Origin of the sequence: Shewanella surugensis, assembly GCF_023284005.1 — a bacterium.
Lineage (GTDB): Bacteria > Pseudomonadota > Gammaproteobacteria > Enterobacterales > Shewanellaceae > Shewanella > Shewanella surugensis.
The window spans coordinates 1-18,498 of record NZ_JAKIKS010000070.1 but is presented as its reverse complement, the minus strand read 5'-3'; the positions used below and the strand labels follow the sequence as shown (position 1 = coordinate 18,498).

At 40.6% G+C, this 18,498-nt stretch carries 12 protein-coding genes; 4 read left to right on the top strand and 8 right to left on the bottom strand.

Features of this window, described 5'->3' with window-relative positions:
* Positions 1-23: 23 nt before the first annotated feature.
* From L2764_RS16445 to L2764_RS16420, 6 genes are all read right to left on the bottom strand, one after another.
* Positions 24-356, bottom strand: a complete 333-nt coding sequence (locus L2764_RS16445; protein WP_248941350.1) for a hypothetical protein — start codon at positions 354-356, stop codon at positions 24-26.
* A 568-nt stretch (positions 357-924) separates the two neighbouring features.
* Positions 925-2,112 (bottom strand): cystathionine beta-lyase, encoded by a 1,188-nt coding sequence (locus L2764_RS16440; RefSeq protein WP_248941360.1) that lies wholly within the window; start codon positions 2,110-2,112, stop codon positions 925-927.
* A 158-nt stretch (positions 2,113-2,270) separates the two neighbouring features.
* Positions 2,271-4,523, bottom strand: a complete 2,253-nt coding sequence (gene pdsS / locus L2764_RS16435) for a proteobacterial dedicated sortase system histidine kinase (protein ID WP_248941349.1) — start codon at positions 4,521-4,523, stop codon at positions 2,271-2,273.
* 3 nt (positions 4,524-4,526) lie between these two features.
* Entirely contained in the window at positions 4,527-5,219 is a 693-nt protein-coding gene (pdsR, locus tag L2764_RS16430) for a proteobacterial dedicated sortase system response regulator (RefSeq protein WP_248941348.1), read from the bottom strand.
* Positions 5,220-5,479: 260 nt separating this feature from the next.
* Positions 5,480-8,182 carry a LamG-like jellyroll fold domain-containing protein gene (locus L2764_RS16425; RefSeq protein WP_248941347.1) on the bottom strand — a complete coding sequence of 901 codons (2,703 nt, stop codon included), beginning with the start codon at positions 8,180-8,182 and terminating at the stop codon, positions 5,480-5,482.
* A 282-nt stretch (positions 8,183-8,464) separates the two neighbouring features.
* Positions 8,465-10,840, bottom strand: a complete 2,376-nt coding sequence (locus L2764_RS16420; protein WP_248941346.1) for a sialate O-acetylesterase — start codon at positions 10,838-10,840, stop codon at positions 8,465-8,467.
* 595 nt (positions 10,841-11,435) lie between these two features.
* Between L2764_RS16420 and pdsO the strand changes: the two genes are divergently transcribed.
* Entirely contained in the window at positions 11,436-12,161 is a 726-nt protein-coding gene (gene pdsO / locus L2764_RS16415; protein WP_248941345.1) for a sortase-associated OmpA-like protein PdsO, read from the top strand.
* 105 nt (positions 12,162-12,266) lie between these two features.
* Here pdsO and L2764_RS16410 read toward each other — a convergent pair whose 3' ends face one another.
* Both L2764_RS16410 and glpK read right to left on the bottom strand, forming a co-directional pair.
* Positions 12,267-12,983, bottom strand: coding sequence for an MIP/aquaporin family protein (locus L2764_RS16410; protein WP_248941344.1), 717 nt, complete (start codon positions 12,981-12,983; stop codon positions 12,267-12,269).
* Between the two features lie 68 nt (positions 12,984-13,051).
* A complete protein-coding gene (gene glpK, locus L2764_RS16405) occupies positions 13,052-14,536 on the bottom strand; it encodes a glycerol kinase GlpK (protein WP_248941343.1) in 1,485 nt (494 codons plus the stop codon).
* 578 nt (positions 14,537-15,114) lie between these two features.
* Between glpK and L2764_RS16400 the strand changes: the two genes are divergently transcribed.
* The 3 genes from L2764_RS16400 (at position 15,115) to L2764_RS16390 (ending at position 18,295) form a co-directional block, all read left to right on the top strand.
* Positions 15,115-15,879 (top strand): DeoR/GlpR family transcriptional regulator, encoded by a 765-nt coding sequence (locus L2764_RS16400; protein WP_248941342.1) that lies wholly within the window; start codon positions 15,115-15,117, stop codon positions 15,877-15,879.
* Positions 15,880-16,309: 430 nt separating this feature from the next.
* Positions 16,310-16,945: a hypothetical protein gene (locus tag L2764_RS16395; protein WP_248941341.1), complete on the top strand. Its 636-nt coding sequence runs from the start codon at positions 16,310-16,312 to the stop codon at positions 16,943-16,945.
* 1,089 nt (positions 16,946-18,034) lie between these two features.
* Positions 18,035-18,295, top strand: coding sequence for a hypothetical protein (locus L2764_RS16390; protein WP_248941340.1), 261 nt, complete (start codon positions 18,035-18,037; stop codon positions 18,293-18,295).
* Positions 18,296-18,498 lie beyond the last annotated feature (203 nt).

Genomic DNA, 18,498 nt, shown 5'->3' with positions numbered 1-18,498 from the left:
TATCCACTGTTGAATCCGGTGTTTTAGAGTACCCTGTGACTAAAAGGATCACTTGGGTCGATTTTTGGCCATTGCTCTAAGCTTCGTGCGCCGTTATTTTCTTGATGGGTAATACTGTTAACCTTTGATGTTGATGAGCTTTCAACATAGTTAGGGATCATTTCCATGTTGACTGATGAAGTGCTATCATTTTCAGCGGCATGCAGCGTGATGATGTTAAAGCTGGCAAGAGAAAAACAGATAAAAATAAATAAAAAAAGGTGAGCTATTTGTTTCATCGGCGACAAAAAGGCACTCACTATTTGATGTTTATTATGGGTGTCAATTGTATTGAATAACGTATCCTTGTTCTGCATGATCCTATACCTGCCAGAATTTAACATTGATAGTCTTAATATAAGTACAAGTAAGGCGACTTATCAAAGTATCATCCTCTTTTGTGAGTATTATTTGCTATATATTCTATGTCAAAATAAATAAAACGACACTGCAGTAACTGAGAATATTAAGGTATTTCAATTTTTCTTGTGGCAGCTTTCTTGGTTGTTGGTTGTAATAGGAGTAAATACAACTTTTATTGTGCAGTAATGGCTTAGAAAATAAATATTGAGGATCATACATATTAAAGACCTTTATCATTAGTATCTGAATAAGGAATCAAGTGTGCGGTATTTGAGCTTAATATGACCTGAATATGGCTGTCTGATATCGTGTAAAATAGGGCTTAATTGTTTCTTAATATGTAGACTATTTACGTTACTCTAGAGATTAGCTATTGAGATTAATGCTGCTTGTTGATTCAACATTGAATGAAAATCAGCTTAGGAAATAGAGTGTAAAAATAATAAAGCCTCAAAATGGGCGACTTTATTATTCTTGGGTCATGTACTTATCGACATGTTGTTGATGTTAGTAGTAATAATACTATGGGACTGACTTGTTGAGTACTGCATGATAACGTGCAAAAGCGGCGTCGAGATCGTTAATGAGATCGTCGACATTCTCAAGTCCGATATGCAATCGTATGAGGGGCTTTGAGCTGTCCCATTGGGTGGAGGTACGTAATTTATCAATACCAAACACACCTAAGATCAGGCTTTCAAAACCGCCCCATGAAAAGCCCATTTTAAAATGCTGCATATTCTCAACAAAAGCAGTAATAGATGCCCGATCGCCTTCTTTTAATACAAAAGAAAACAATCCATTGGCGGCACTAAAATCACGTTTAAAAAATTCATGCCCAGGGCAGGTCTCAAATGCAGGATGCCTCAGGTGATCGACCTCAGGACGTGCGGCTAGCCAGTTTGCCACTTTGAGGGCACTTTGTTCATGCTGGGCCATTCTAATGCCCAGTGTGCGAAGACCTCTGCTGGCCAGATAAACATCATCAGGTGAAGTGCATTGGCCTAATAGATAACTATTTTCCCTTAACTGCTGCCAATGTTGCTCATTGGCTGTCGCGGTGCCCATCATGACATCGGAGTGTCCAACGATGTATTTAGTGGCCGCTTGAATGGAAATATCAACGCCTAATTCGAAAGGACGAGAATTAATCGGCGAGGCCCAAGTATTATCGAGCATGACCACAATATCGCGTTCATGTGCAATGCGGCTGAGGGTTGGGACATCTTGAATTTCCATGGTAATAGAGCCTGGAGATTCTAAAAATAGCACTTTTGTGTTGGGCTTAATGAGAGAGGTTAAATCTTTACCGATGAGGGGATCATAATAGGTGGTTTCAATGCCATAACCTGCCAGCAGTTTATTACAGAGATCGCGAGTGGGTTCATAAACACTGTCGACCATGAGTAAATGATCGCCCGCTTTTAAAAATGACAATAATGCGCCTGTAATGGCCGCAGAACCAGATGGGTATAATGCCGTGCCTACGCCGCCTTCTAGCTCAGCGATAGCAGATTGGAAGGCAAAATGGGTTGGTCCGCCTCTTCGTCCGTAAAACATTTCTCCATTGGCTCTATTCTTTATGGCAAATGCCATATCTTCCATGGTGTCAAACGTCATCGTAGAGGCTCTAACAACAGGAGGATTGATGACGCCTTGGGTCCATTTTTTTTGTCGGCCTAAGCTAACAATTTGGGTTTCTTTTTTCATAGAGCCTATTTCCGTTAAATACTGGGTGAATAACGATGCTTTAGCCATCTTAACATCTATACGGCCAAAATAAAGAGGCAATTGAGAAGCAACGTGAAGAATGGGTATGAATGCTGAGTTTATCATTACTTTTCGTTATGGTTTTACTGATCAATGTCTTATGAAATTGGTTCTGTTATTGGTAATTTAACTTGGATCTCAACGCCTTTTTGCTGCGTTTTTACCTGTGTATGATCCTGAGCAAGGATATGACCATGATGAAAGTGAGTAATGAGTCTGGCGATATAAAGACCGAGCCCAAGGTGAGGTTTATCATGATGTTGGCTGGTATTGGGTGGCAGGTATTCAGGATGTCGGACTGAAACCATCGATTCAAAAATTTGTTCTGCCATATTGTCAGGTAATGGGGGCCCTTGATTAAAGACACTGATTTGTATTTGTTTAGATCTATCCGATTTACCTTTTTCTAATGGTTCAGATTTTGTTGGATCCACGGTGTCAATTGAGATGGCGATAGGGTGGTTAGAGGCACTAAATTCAAGTGCATTGGCGATCAGTTTATCCATTAATTGAGCAATATATTCAGGGACGCCAGTAATAAAAATAGCGTGGGAAGGCATCGTCAATGTAAATTGATGTTGAGGATAGGTAAGTTGATAGCCTTGTATACAACCACTAATGACGTCAGATAAAGGAAAGATCTCGGTTTCGGCTTGAGCAATACTTTCTTCGAGTCGAGTGGCTTCACTCATGTTATTTAAAATCATACTTAAGCGATTGACACCTTCTTGTGCTCGAATGACATATTTATTCGCCGTAGGCGCTAAAGGTTGTAAACTCAAGTGTTCAAGGGAAGAACGCACCACAGCAACGGGTGTCCGTAATTCGTGAGATAGGCGCGAGGACATGTTTTCCAAGTAATGATTATATTGACTCAACCGACTCACAATGTTGGCAAGGCTGCGGGATAAATCACCAATTTCATCTCGATTACTTGAGGCGATAATATGGCGGGTGATCCGGCCTTGTGAGTCTATTGCTTGCTCTGCATCATCTCTTAAACGACGTATTCGACTGGAAATACTAGAAGCAAAGATAAATAGTGCAATGGTGCCCATTCCCATTACGGTAATAATCATATCGAAGAGTTGCTCTAGGGCTTTATTACGCAGTGTGCGGATCCCATGGGTGGTTTCTTCTGCCACGACAACGCCCATCACATTATTGTCAATCCAAATAGGGCTGGCCGCTGCGAGTACCACGGCTTTTTTATCGGGGGTTAAACGCCACCCCGAACCTTGTTGTCCTGTTAAAGCCGTTGAGATGTAGCTGCCTTCCAATAGAGTTGAATCTTGAAGGGTATCAATAAAATCCTTAGGAGGAGTAATTAATATTTTAGAGTAGAGAGGATGTAAATATTGTTGTTTTAAGTGCTGCCAAAGATTTTGATCCGGTTTTTTAGTAAAGGATCGTGCCCAATTGTTTTGATTGTCATGTAAGTTGCCAGAGCGAGCTAACACGCGTCCATGGTTATCAAGTACCCAGATCCGAGAATGATTATGTCCCATTCCTTTTATAATTTGTTCAATTTCAGGGGAGGGCACCAGCACGGTACCGAGCTTATTGACATCATCAATAGCGGATGTTCCCACGATGGCATCAAGTTGTTTTGTGTTCGCATCGTTCACATCGTATATGGCAAAACCTAATTTACTGCCCACCATAGCAAGCGGCAGACGCAGCTCAATATTATAGCCTTGCGCCGTTTTACGCCATTGGCCTTGGATTTTGATTTCTGGAACAACTGGGGTTGTCTGTTTGGGATCATTGGGTAGCTTGAAGGCACTGATCCAGCCATCTTTCATCGTGGAGACGATATAGCGTTTAAATTGTCCATCTGGCGCCAATGTGGCGATGGCTAAGTGATCATTTTTATCAATACTGAGGGTATTGTTACCTCGGTAGATCACATGAGGATCGCGCACTTCAAAAAAAGCGTAAAGGTAGCCCGCGTATTTCCCCACCATATGAGTAAAGTGAACCGTGAGGGGTTGATTGGGATCACGTTTATAGAGTTGGTTACTTTCGCCATATTCTAATGCCTTATGCCAATAGGCTTGCCAATCCTTTCGTTTACCATCGAGTCGAATGGGTCCTGATAGGGGATAAGCATACAAATCTCGACCCTTTTTAACTTGCGTTAAAAAGCTGGCTTGGTTGTTAAAGAGCTTGGGTCGTTCATGTAGAGCCGTTGCTAAGGCTTGGGTGGTACCTTCAAGGGTTTTTTCTTGTCCGTGGCGTAAATACTTTTCCATTTCCCAGACATATTGGTATCCAAGCCAAGGAAGACAAAGCAAAAATAATGACAAAATAGCCACTTTGGTGCGTAGCCCTATGGGAAGATTAAACATGACTTATGCTTGAGGATCCCATCGATACCCCATGCCATATACCGTATCGATACAATCAAAGTGGGGGTCTTGGATTAAGAATTTTTTGCGAATACGTTTGATATGGGAAGTGATGGTATTGTCATCAACATAGATTTTTGCATCTGCCATGAGGTGCTGTCGGTGACGAACATGACCTGGTCGTTTGGCCAAGGCATGTACCATCCAAAATTCGGTGACCGTGAGTTCGATTGACTGTTTTTTCCAATGCACTAACATACGGTTAAGATCCACACTCAGATGACCATATTCGATGATATCTTCTAGGGGCGCTTGGCTATTTTGCAATGCTGAACGTCTAAATAATGCCGCTAACCTTGCTAATAAATGCGGGAAACTGATTTCTTTGCTTAAGTAATCGTCGGCGCCGAGGCGTAAGCCACACACCATATCAAAATCACTATCTCTTGCGGTAAGAAAAATAATAGGTAGGCTGGTGGATAGGGCTCTGAGGGCTTGGCATAGCGTAAAGCCACCGTCAATTTCATTTTCTAACCCAATATCGATAATGGCTAAATCGGGTAATCTTATATTAAAGGCTTGCATCGCAGCAAGACGATTGGCATAGGCTTGGACTTGATAGCCGTGTTGTTCAAGAACGTCTTTGTAATTTTCTCTAATTGCAGTTTCATCTTCAACAATGGCAATACGTTTCATGTGTTATAGCAGACTCATTGACAGCTTATTATTAGTAAGCAGTGACTATACAGTAAATGTCAGGGCTGAACAGCCCTTAAGCGACATTGCCATTTTGTGGCCACAATTGATCATGAATTTGCCTTTAGAGGCGGCAAAGTGAGAGGAGGCATGAATAGTATTGATGCTTTCCTGTAAAGGCGCTGCTGAAAGCATCAATATAATAGGCTTAGTTCATTAAATGATTAACGAATACGATGAACTAAGCCTTATTGAATCGCTCATTTAGGGCGGATTATATAATCGTAACTATAGCTTTCAAAATTAATAAACCGAGTGGATGGGGTACTGGCGACGACTAAGTAGAGGGTATCACCAGCGTTGGCATTGACATCCATGACTTCAGGGTTTCCTGCATTGGTAATGGGGAGTTTATGATAAACACGTTCACCTGTTTGTGGATTATACACCACAATTTGCGCTCTAAATTCGGCGTAATCGGGATTATCAATAGCAGGATTGATGCCTATTTCATACAAGGTGTCTTGAGTGACATCCACCTCATAGGCATTATAGGCCCAAGAGCCAATTTTGTATCGACTCGGGACGGTTAGCCATAGCGTGCCTGTCCCAGTGACATCGTAAAACTCAGTGACTTTATTATCCACCTCTTCTAAGGGGAAAGGGTTATCTGAATTGTTATTTGCACCCACCATTCGATTATAGGAGGCTATTTCAGAAATCAAGAAGGTGTCTCCAAACGGCATATCCCATGTCATCACTTTAGCGGTGAAATCAGAGAATACCTCCCGCATATCAAAGCCTGCGTTTTCCAGTAAGGTATAAATGGCTTCTGTGGGCTTGCCACTTAAAGGGGCATGATTATGCACGTTACGGTTAAAAACAGAGCCTATCATATTATCACTAAGCACATTATGCGTGAGGTAATGCTCAAATACACTGGCGCCGTATTGATGACCACCTTTGGCAAAATCAATAATACCCTCTTCAAAAACAGAGCTTTGTGTCGTCCAAAGGGGGAGTTGAGGCTGCAAAGTGTAATAGCCCAGTAAGGTATCTTTGGCGGTAGGCTTCTGAGAAAATGCCCCCCAAGAAGCTGTCGACTCGGCTAGAAATTTGGTTGAACCACCGGTTCGAGATTGATATGCATGGAAGTTTTCATGTAAAACATATTGGTTCCATGGACTTTCAAAATTAAATTTACTGACCCAAGATTTACGATAACCTTCGGTTAAGAGTAAATTTCTGGGTTTTTCATATTCAGCGCAAAATGCCTCATGTTGATACATGCCTGTGGCCATCACATTGTGCTCCCATGTCATATCGTGACCACTGAGCTGGTATTCAAAGCTGTCTTGTGTCGTATCAGTAACGCCTTCAGGCCAGAAAATACATTGGTAAACACCACATAAAAAAACAGGATATTCTGGATCCGGTGGGGTCATGACGGTAGTATCACTGCATTCTTCACCTAGTTCTGTTATTTCATCAACACTTAAACTATTGTTAAATATTCGCAAATCCCAGACTTTACCCGGATAGGGCCCCACCGTTAATTGACCTGCCAGTGCGTGTAATTGTGACGTATCGACCATCGTTTCTTGAAGATGGCCGTTTAAGAAAGTGGTGATTTTATTGTCACTCAGCTGTAATGCATAATGATTACAGCTTCGATGCTTGAGTGCACCATTATCATTGGTTACCGTGATCGGCGTTGTTTGCGTATTCAGTGTACTGCTTATTGTACCTGCAAGCTCTTCAATCAAGAGGGCATCGCTGTGTATTACCGTGCCATTTTGGTTGTCCGTTGTTGGGATCAGTTTGAAAGAGAGAGTCATGGGGGTTGATACCGACTTATCGGTGAAATCTACCGTGACACTTTTATCGTTCATATCGACGCGGCTTTCAAAAGGGAACAATTCTTCGCTGATATGTTCTCTTAGGCTTGTCGTGACCGGGTGTTGATTGTCAGACAGATCGCTATAAGTCAATTGTAAGGGGGTATAGCTAAATAAATGATTAAAGGAGCCATCATCTATTTGTGTCAGTGCACAACTGGCTTCACAGCGATTACTCGAACAAGTCGAGCTTATGTCACAACTGCCACAGCCGAGTGTATTACCCAAGCCATCGCGAATGACACCACATTGTGCGCCAAAGGTTTGGCAGGCTGCGATGATTTGTGGCTCGTCAATGGGTTGGCAAAGATGTTGATCGCAACTTTCGTTGGTTGAACAAATGCCACATTCAAGGTTGCCCCCATTGCCATCATTGATAGCGCCACATTGTGCCCCTTGAATTTGACACGCATTGGTTGGATTGGAAGATTCAACCAGCAATTGGTCAAACTGGACAATATTATTTTGGGTGGTGACATGGGGGCTGGCGGCTAATCCTAAGTAAATATCCGCTGCCATGGGAATGGTCTTATTAGTGGTTAATTGCCAATTGATGCCATCGAGTGAATAGTGACCGGTGAACGTATCTCCTTCACGAGTGAGCTTCAGCCAAACAGGGCCTTCGCCGACTTGTTGACCCCAATAATAGGAACGTGCATCGGTATCGGTTCGCCATTGTAGTGCGACATGTTGATGGGCGGAATAATCCAAGGCGACGTTTTTTGCGCCAGTATTGAGGTTCTCTCTAAACATGATGGCGCCCTTCGCCCATGCATGGGTATTTTCCACATTCAATACTCGAACAGTCACACTGGCATCACCGGATATAGGGAGGTAGACATAATAAAAATCATCTTGAGCTCCCCAGATATCATTACCAGAACCGGTTAATGTAATGACATCGAGTACTTCGACGGCATTGCCGGGATAATTGACTTGGCCAATATCTTTTTGTTGCCATGATGAAATGCTAGAAGCAAAGCTTAAACTACTAAAAAGTATTAAGATCATAATACTAAGAGAGATATAGGCCTGCTGAATAAAACGACATTGATAAGCGTTCATCTTATTTTCCTTAATCTTCCATTATTGATCGTTTTATTAACGGGAATGGTGGTTATTGATCCTCGTTAATGGGCTATTTGGTTGTGGATCCTTTTCTATAAATAATCTTTTAGGGGATCGTTTAGGTTATGTCTCCTTTAACCTCTTTGAATAAAACGGATGTAGATATAAATGACTCAGTATTCAGTACTCAGTAAACATGTTTGTTTTATGAGCGTTAAATGACGGTGGTGTGATGTGCCATCGCTTTTATAGGGGGCGATGGCACCAGCGTGAGGGTCTTTATCTCGAGTAGATTAGAGCGATTTCAGTCTCTGAGAGTTGTTTTCTATAGAGACGTAAATCATCCATATAGCCTTTATAGGCATTGGATTTCCCATCACCGCCACCCGAGCCATCACCCATTGCCGATTCATATTTATTGATATCACCAGAAAGGCCCGTCATATCCGTTTGACCTACTAAAATGCCATCAATATAAAGACTGAGCAGATTACTCGAAAATCCAAACGTAGCAGCAACATGATGCCACTGATCGTCGGTGAGATTGGTGTTACCGGCAATGAAGCTTTTGGTTTTGTCTATATAGGTTGCATGGTCATAGGTACCAATGAAAGCTTTAAGCGCGGTGCCATTATTGGCGAGAGTGAGTGCAAATCCTGAGCGACTATTGTAGTAATATTTATTACTGATGATAATTTGTTCATTGATGACATTCGGATCGGGTTTAATCCAAGCTGAAAGGCTGAAGTCACTGTTGGTATTGAGATCTAAAAAATCATAAACAGGGTATTCAGTGAGGTAGTGAAGGACTGTACTGCCATTAAAATAAGCGGCCGTATTGATGGCGCCAGCGTGCTCAAATGTGACACCTGTTTTTGCGATAACAGCGGGAACACCTGAGGCGGTATCGATGATGGGGGCATTATTGTTATTATCAAAGGTATAGTGCAACACCAGTGGTGAGCTTGCTTCTCGTACCCATAAATCTACATTAACACTGTTACTTAATCGTCCATTTTTTTGTGTTGCGTAAGTGAAACGGTCTCGGCCAACAAAGTGGTTATTGGGCGTATATTGGAAGCTGCCATCAAGATTGAGGGACAAATCACCGTTTTGTACATCACTGGTCAAGGTTGTCACACTGGCATGGATATCGTTGGCCAACACGCCTTGCTCTGCAGGTGTATTAAAAGGGCTATTTGGTGCTAAGGTATAAGCGTCTTTAATGGCAGAAGCATAATTGAGAAAAGGCAGACAAGCTTGGGCGATGCGCTCGCCAATGACGATATAGCTATCATTACCATAGTGATAGTAAGGGCGTTGGTCGCCTGTGTACACTAAGGAAGCTAAGGGGTCTTCATCAGCTACTGTTGCTTGTGCCGCCATGACTATGCCGCCTGCTTGGCCACGATTATCATTGATTTGTGTAATAATGATAGGAAGATCAGCTTTGCTTAAGTCTTGTCTGACTGATGTGATTAAATTTCTTAAATGGGTTTCATAAAGCTGTTCGCTACCAAAAGTGTCATTGTAGCCTTGAAACCAAATAAAGCCGGCTAGCTCATAATCAATATTATTGGCATTGAGTTCATTTTGTAGGAAATCATTAAACCCTGTGATGAGTTGTTCATACAAGTTTCCATTATCACCTCCAAAGGCTTGAGGGCGCCAATGGGCGGTGTTATCGAGTGTGGTTCCTCCTTTTGCACCTTTAAAAAGGTAAATGTTTTCAGGTAATACATCGGCTAATGTATTGCCCATTTTTAATTCCACACCGTATTTACTGCTGCTGGCACCATAGCCCGGTTTGAGTCCGCTTAATGTTCTGCCATTTGAGATGACATTCTTAATAAAGACATCATCTCGAGTGATGGTTAAATCAGCACCTGATGTGGCCCCTAAACCACTGCTGAGGCCGTGTCCTTCCATATTAGATTGACCCGCCATGAGATACACTTTAACTTTATTATTATATTCTTGGATGACATCCACATTAGAGAATACGGCTTCGGCATTGCTTGTGGTGACATGAGGGCTGGTGGCAAGCCCAACATAATAACTGCTGCCCATCGAAACGGTTTTTTGGGTGGTAAGCAGCCAGTTTTCACCATCAAAAGAATAATAACCGCTGAAGAGATCCCCTTCTCTTTGTAATTTTAACCATACGGGACCCGTACCAATGTTCTTCCCCCAATAATAGGAGCGATTATTAGCGATAGGCCGCCATTGGAATGCAACATGTTCATGGGCTGAGTAATCCAATGCGACATTAACCGCATCGTCCGTGAGTGTGTCACGAAACATAATGGCTGCTTTTGCCCATGAGTGGGTATTTTCAATGCTGTGAACTTTAGTGATTATCGTGGCATTGCCAGTGATGTTTTTATATAGAAAATAAAAATCATCTTGGCTATTCCATATATCATTACCTGAACCCTGAATGGTGATCACTTGCTCGGCATTAATAGAGTGAGATCCTGGATAATTAGCCTGTCCAATATCAACCGCTTCCCATTGTTCCACATCAGTTGCTGTTGTTTGTATACTGGCGTATGCATTTTCTTGCCAAGAAAGTAATAAAATAGAAATAAATATGAGTAATTTAAACGATGAAGGATAAGAAAATGTTTTTGTAAAAACCCATTTAACCGACATAACAGACTCCTTGTTATTTAAATTGGGAATAACGTTTTTATCAATTCGATTTATTTTATAAAGGTTAGGTAATATAAATCCAGTTGTCTAAAAAGTAACGAAACCTCCCACAAGCACCTTAAGTTTTGCTTTTGCATTAAGTTGTTGTTTATTAGTGGTTTTAGTTTTTTTTGGTAAAGTTTTTTTTCGATTGTATAAAATGAATATTTCAGTAGGCTATTAATATTTTTTAGTATTTCAATAAAAATACAAGTGTCTAATAATATTTATTATGATGTTAATAACAAAATAGTCATAAAACATTTAAATATTAGTTTTTAATTATTTTTTATGATTATTTTTATTGAGAAGGTATTAATTAATACGGATAAATAAGCATTGTTTCGTAGGAGATTTTACATGCCACTTTTATGACATAATTCATCTTAATAAAATCATGATGAGTCCTCTTTAATGCTATTTATTTTTGGTTTTATAGTGGTATTGAATAATGATTAATAGACACGAAATTAAAATAAAATATTCGAATATTATTTTCATTCACAGACTGTTTTTTAAACCATAAATAAATAAATAAATAAATTGAGAGAGCCAAATGAAAAAGAATATCATCACCTTGTTTTTAGCGGGCGTCGTCAATTTGTCTCAAGTCTCTATGAGCGCTGCAGAAGGAGTACAGACTGAACAGATGACACAAACTAACGCAGGTCAAGATGGCACATGGATAGGATTAGGCTCGGGGGTATTAGTTGGTGCCGTGGTTGGAGGACCTTTGGGTGCCTTGGTGGGAGCGTTTACAGGTGGACTTATTGGTAAGTCAGTGGATCAGGGAACTGAATTAGAAGCAAATCAAGTCAGACGGGATCAGGAGCAGGGAGAGTTACAGAGATTAACCCAATTACAAACGACATTTTTGGCTAAAGAAGCAGAGTATGAAAGAGTCAATGAGATATTAACAGCGTTATCATTTGGGCTTAATATTCAGTTTCGAACGGGATCATCTGAAATAGAGGATCATTTTAAAGAGCAGTTACAGCATGTTGCTTATGTGATGTCTTTAACACCTCAATTAATTATCACATTAACGGGTTATGCCGACCGCCGAGGAAATAATGATTTCAATCAAGCTTTGTCAGAACAAAGAGTGGCTGAAGTCATGCAGTACTTGAAACGGGAAGGTGTTGATGAAAATCGATTAGTCGCTAGCGCTTTTGGTGCACGTTTTCCTTTAACGGCTGAGCAATCGATGGAAAATAACTTTTTTGATAGAAGGGTCACATTGAGTCTACAGTCAGAACCTACCCAAGTGTTATCAGATTAAGGGGGGATTATTCCACTTAAGTTGAGTTATGAAGAGAGAGTTATTGATACCTGAAGTCGGGATGCACTAACTCTCTTTTATGATTATGCCTCTACCATTGTTTGGTTATAAAATGGTATTCCACAAAGTCGCTGCGATAATCGCACCGATCAGAGGGCCGATAATAGGCACCCAAGCATAATGCCATTGAGATGTGCCTTTATTGGCAATAGGCAATATTGTATGAGCAATGCGAGGGCCTAAATCTCTTGCTGGATTAATGGCATAGCCCGTAGGGCCACCTAAAGATAAGCCTATTCCCCAAACAAGCATTGCCACAAGATAGGGGATGGCGGCGGCGGCAATATCCCCAGATGAAACAATGGCGCCAATGCCAAAAATAAGGGCGATAGTGCCAATGATTTCAGTGAGTAGATTACTCGGGGAATGAGCAATAGCGGGTGATGTACAAAAAACAGCAAGTTTAGCGTCTTTGTCTTCAGTTTCTTTCCAATGAGGCAAATAGGTTAACCAGACTAAGCTGGCACCGACAAAACATCCTGCAATTTGAGCAAGGCTGGCAGTGATGACGTAATAGAGTGAGTCATAAACACCAAGAAAGTATTTTGCTAAGGTGACAGCAGGGTTAATATCTGCTTGTGGAGAGCCACTGGAGCTTGCCACAAATACCCCTATCATGACGGCAAAAGCCCAGCCGGCCGTGATAGTGATCCAGCCACCATTATTGCCTTTCGATTTTGATAGGACAACATTGGCAACCACACCGCCGCCAAATAAGATTAAAAATAGACTCCCTAAAAACTCACCGAGTAAATATTCCACAACTATTATCTCCTTTATAATTGGTATTTTTTGCCTTTATTGCTGATAGCAATAAAGGCAAGTAAGGGTTACTTAGAGCGTATTCGAGATACGGCATCTATCCAGCCATCGTAAAGCTCATCTTGAAGTTTTTTATCCATTGTAGGTTTAAAACTTTGCTCGCAATGCCAGAGCTGACTGATTTGTTCAAGAGATTTGAAAGTACCGATGTAGAGTCCCGCAAGGTAAGCCGCTCCAAGTGCTGTGGTTTCTTGAACGACAGGGCGATCAACCGTTGCACCTAAAATATCGGCAAGAAACTGGACGACCCAATTATTGGCGACCATTCCACCATCAACGCGTAATGTATCAGGACGCACAGCGCCATCGCTTTCCATTGCCCGTTTAAGATCTTTGGTTTGATAACAGACGGATTGTAGGCCAGCACTGACGATTTCGCCTATACCTGTATCTCGAGTGATCCCTAAAATGGCTCCCCTTGCTTGAGGATCCCAGTAAGGGGCGCCTAATCCGGTAAAAGCAGGGACCATATAAACACCATGATTAAGGGGGGTTTGTTCAGCAAGTGATTCCGTTTCATGAGCATGTTTAATTAATTGAATGCCATCTCTTAGCCATTGAACGGCAGCGCCCGCAACAAAAATACTGCCTTCAATAGCATAAGTGACCTTGCCATTAAGGCGATAACCGACAGTGGTTAATAGTCGGTTTTCTGAGCGCAAGGCTTCTTCACCTGTATTGAGCATCATGAAACAGCCTGTGCCATAGGTACTTTTCACCATGCCTTTTTCAAAACAGGCTTGCCCAATAAGTGCGGCATGTTGATCGCCAGCCATTGCAGCAATGAGTATTTCTTCGCCAAAAATGTCTTTATTTGTTTTACCGAAATTGGCACTGCAATCTTTCACTTCGGGTAATAATTGAGCGGGCACCTCAAGTCTATCCATCAATTCTTGATCCCAAGCTTGATCATGGATATTAAAGAGTAACGTGCGTGATGCGTTGGTTGCATCCGTCATATGACTTTGACCTGCTGTTAAACGCCAAAGTAAGAAGGTATCGACGGTGCCAAAGGCAAGCTCACCTTTTTCTGCTCGGCTTCTGGCGCCAGCAACATTATCTAAAATCCATTTTATTTTTGTCCCTGAAAAATAAGGGTCGACTAACAGCCCTGTTTTGTTCATAACGATGTCTTCAAAGCCATTTTGGATAAGCTCTTGGCAATAATCTGCAGTACGACGATCTTGCCAGACAATGGCGTTATAAATAGGTTTACCTGTTTGTTTATCCCAAATAATGGTGGTTTCTCTTTGATTGGTGATCCCAATGGCAGAGATATCGGTCGCATTTAATCCTTTATTGGCTAATGCTTGATGGCAAGTGGAGAGCGTTGTGCTCCAGATTTCTTCGGGATCATGTTCAACCCAGCCATTATTAGGATAAATTTGTTTGAATTCTTTTTGTGCAGAGCTAATGACGAGCCCTTTTTCATTAAAAATAATGGCGCGAGAGCTGGTGGTACCTTGATCGATGGTAAGGATGTAGGTTGACATTAGGGCCTCTTGTTTTTATTTAATATATCTATTGTTTTAACGTTAAGCTGTCAATAAAGTGATGCAATCGGTTAGGCGTGTTCGATACTAAACATAAAAAACGCAAAATAAAAGAATAATAATGAACAAAAATGTTGTTTATTTTTCGTTTAGCTATTTTTATATACGGTTATAGAGATTTACCTGATAATATCAAAGTCATTAAAATGTAACAAGCTGTATACATTGGTTAAGTACTTAGTGGTTTAATAAAGATGAAAGTGAGTTATTGCGTTTGGGTTTGCTGTTTGTCAATGGCAGGGTAATATTGATTTTGTGTGATTGAGCGTGATCATACTGGATATGACGCTTCTGATTTATATATTAAATCAATAAAGTAACTTAGGTATACTCATATTTATCCACCATGGTCACTGACTTTTCATTGGGAGAATGGTTATGTGATAGTGGTGCTTTCATTTTGCTATCTTCGTTTTACTCCACTCAGGACATTTAAAGTGCTTTAGGGATATGTTAGCATTCGATGTTTATATCAATGCAGAGCTGTGATTTATGGGTAGTGGGGGAAGAATAAAGCAATGAGTCAGAAGCTACGTCAAATTAAAATCATCGAGCTGGTTAAGGCGAAAGGCTTTATTACCATTGAGGATTTAGTTGCTCATTTTGAAGTCACACCACAGACGATTAGACGAGATTTAAATCAACTGGCAGAGCAGAAACTGATCCGTCGCCATCATGGAGGGGCGGGTTCTGAATCCAGTACAGAAAATACCGCTTATAGCACCAGAAAGATATTACAATTATCTGAAAAACAAAGGATTGCGGAGGCATTAGTACAGCAAATTCCTGATAATGCTTCTTTATTTATTAATATTGGTACGACCACGGAAATGATTGCAAAAGCGTTGCTTAATCATAAAGGCTTACAGATTGTGACGAATAATATTAACGTTGCTTCTATATTACGAGTCAAAGAAGATTTTAATGTGATTATCGCTGGTGGCATAGTGAGAAGCCGTGATGGTGGGGTGATTGGTGAAGCCACACAAGATATCATTGATCAGTTTAAGATGGATTTTGGCATTATAGGGATAAGTGGTATTGATAATGATGGCTCATTACTGGATTTTGATTATCAAGAAGTGCGTATTGCTCAAGCCATTATTAAAAATTCGCGTACTGTTTTTTTGGCTGCTGATCACTCAAAATTTGGCCGCAATGCGATGGTACGATTAGGTAATATTGATCAAGCGAATGCCTTATTTACTGATCAAGAGCCGCCTAGAGCCATCCAGACTTTATTAAATCAACATGATATACGCTTGGTGATAGCACCAGAGTAGCCTTGCCTTCAAATGAAGGCTGGAGCATTTTTATTGGATTATTATATCTTGAATAGGTTTGTTGGTAATTGCCCCTTTATTACCACCTATCGCTTGCAGCGTGCTGTTGTGTAGATACTTCTGTAGCACGCTGTGAACTCATCCCTGAGCGCTCTGCGACTTCATCCATGAAGTCGAAGGCTACAGCCGCATCTATACCAATAATTAGAAGCAAAGAATAAAAGCAGTGTGTTTCTTCGAACTTGTTTTACTTGTATTGCTATTTGATTGTTCTGTATTGAATATGAGTGGTGTTATAACATCTTCACCTTTGAAGTTGTCGTTTTCGAGTTCACTGCTTCGAGGAAAAGACAAGCTAAAGTTGGCTCTTTGTATTTGTGCTAATTTATAACTAACATCATGTTGAATAAATACTGGGAGGCGGCTGTTTATGCTGCTTTTGGAAAACCGAATTAATATGGTTTTTCTCATTGGATTAATGCTAATGGGCATATTAATACAGGGCTGTGCACCGTATTTGGAAAAGAGTGTAAAGGGGCCGGGAGGAGTCTACTCTGCTTGCAATCATCATTTGAATGTACAGCTTCCCATTAAGTGGATAGCCTTTGATCCTATTTTATGTGCAAGACTGGCCCAATCTAAACAGAAAATGAAACTGACAAAAAACCAAGTTAATCATTTTGTCGGTTTTTTATGGAGTGTAAAAACCCCCACGCCGGCATTGTTAGCATTGACCAATATGTTACCTAAAACCACGCTAGAATTATTACGTAGCGTTGAATCAAGAGGTGTATCTTTAAGTGATGCTGAAAAAATGGCCAAGTATCTAGCTGATGTACCCAGTACATACTCAATTCATAATATCGCTTATTTTGATGAAAATACCGCTCATATTATCGGTCGACAATGGCATGAGATTGATTATGGGGGCGAAGGAATGACGTGGCAACAGCAGCAGAAAGAATATGCGCCATATGATATTACTGATTTTAAGAGTGTGGCGAATTTGGAAAAATTTTTTCCCGTCGAATCTAAGTTGCCTTATTTTAAAGAAGCGTATCAGTAAAGGATATACTATGTGAACTTGGCCTTTTTAGCTTATTTTTTAATGAATGGAATGGCTTTGCTCAATTAAGCTACCTACATTCTATTTGATCCTGTTTAGGTTCAAAATCGTCATCAGATGGTTAGGTTTTGGTCCTGCTAATAACTTTTATATCGCCCAATGATATTTTTCATATTGATCACCTGCGGTGAGGCTAAAGTCGTGAGCTCCCACTCACACAGGGATTAGGAGGACTGCTCGTCCTTATCCTCCTAATAACCTCCATAACGCGCAACGGAGCAATGCACTTCAATTTTCGATGAACAAAAATAACTATCGCCTCATATTCGCCATCCGTGGCTCAACTAAGGCTATTTTCGACATCGTGTCTCAATCACGATATTTTTTATCGAAACGTTAAAGTTACTCCGATGGGGACTTAAAAGAAAAAAACGGTGGGTTTCTTCGATTTAGGTTTATTCAAATAAACAGTGAATATTATTTACAATCAAAATTGTGAACTAGCGCAAGTAATTTAGTACAAATGATGGATATGTAAATTAGTCAGTTATTGATAGCATCATGATATATCATCGAATAGCGATAAATATATATAATACAGTGTATTAGGTGTGAGTCTATTTTGATGGAGAGTACTGGTACGCTTGTTCAGTAAGGTGTAGTAATCGAGCATGCGCACTCTACAAAGGTTAGTCTTCAACACAAAAAAGGTTAAGGTGATACATAAAGGGGAAACGCTGGTTGAGATCACCACTAAGAGCTGTCTGCCTTACTGACCAAGCAAGCCATCTTATGGTATCAAAGCCTGATAGACTCTGAGGTTGAATAAGATAACAGCCGCATATGATAACATGTGTAAGAGGTGGGCCTTCTTTTGAGATAAGAGCGCCCCATCTTCACTAAAAACGACCATAAGCCCAATTGGCATACACTGGGGCAGTTTGCCCCACTTTTAAGTACACCAGTGATATCATCATAATAACAAAACGGTACTCTGTCACAGTTTACAAAAGCAAATAAAATAAGCAGTTGGTTTTATGGTTGATTTATGGGATTATTTAGCTTAAACAAATAGATAGAATAGCTGGCATGGGATCACTTCTAGGTAAAATTATTGTTTTAATTCCTTTCTTTTCTATTTTTGCTGGAAGAAATACTTATGCATTGGCTTCGATGATAGGTCAGGGCTGGCAAGTGTCGCAGACGGATTGGGTCACTTTTAGTGATGCGTTAGCGGCTGCACCAGAAATTACCAGAGTTAAGATTCAGACATTTGCTGAAAAGGAATGGTTTCTTTCAAGTGGTAATGATGCTTTATTTTGGAGGTGTGTAGCTAATGCAACTAAGTAAAATAACATTATTTTTTATTGGTATAGTGTTTTCTTTAGGCTGCTATGCAGAACAAAATGACCCGAAGAATTTAGTTTTTGCCTTAGCAAAATGGCGTTGTTGACTAAATCAGGGAACCTATCGTAAATCTTGCGATCAGATCATTATCACTGATTTAAAAAGGCTCCACCGATGGGCAAGGCTAAGAATAAAATCACCAATTG

Bases quoted from the DNA above. Each gene is read 5' to 3' on its own strand.
- L2764_RS16445 (WP_248941350.1), bottom strand. From the start codon at position 356: ATGCAGAACAAGGATACGTTATTCAATACAATTGACACCCATAATAAA.
- L2764_RS16440 (WP_248941360.1), bottom strand. From the start codon at position 2,112: ATGAAAAAAGAAACCCAAATTGTTAGCTTAGGCCGACAAAAAAAATGG.
- pdsS (WP_248941349.1), bottom strand. From the start codon at position 4,523: ATGTTTAATCTTCCCATAGGGCTACGCACCAAAGTGGCTATTTTGTCA.
- pdsR (WP_248941348.1), bottom strand. From the start codon at position 5,219: ATGAAACGTATTGCCATTGTTGAAGATGAAACTGCAATTAGAGAAAAT.
- L2764_RS16425 (WP_248941347.1), bottom strand. From the start codon at position 8,182: ATGAACGCTTATCAATGTCGTTTTATTCAGCAGGCCTATATCTCTCTT.
- L2764_RS16420 (WP_248941346.1), bottom strand. From the start codon at position 10,840: ATGTCGGTTAAATGGGTTTTTACAAAAACATTTTCTTATCCTTCATCG.
- pdsO (WP_248941345.1), top strand. From the start codon at position 11,436: ATGAAAAAGAATATCATCACCTTGTTTTTAGCGGGCGTCGTCAATTTG.
- glpK (WP_248941343.1), bottom strand. From the start codon at position 14,536: ATGTCAACCTACATCCTTACCATCGATCAAGGTACCACCAGCTCTCGC.
- L2764_RS16400 (WP_248941342.1), top strand. From the start codon at position 15,115: ATGAGTCAGAAGCTACGTCAAATTAAAATCATCGAGCTGGTTAAGGCG.
- L2764_RS16395 (WP_248941341.1), top strand. From the start codon at position 16,310: ATGCTGCTTTTGGAAAACCGAATTAATATGGTTTTTCTCATTGGATTA.
- L2764_RS16390 (WP_248941340.1), top strand. From the start codon at position 18,035: ATGGGATCACTTCTAGGTAAAATTATTGTTTTAATTCCTTTCTTTTCT.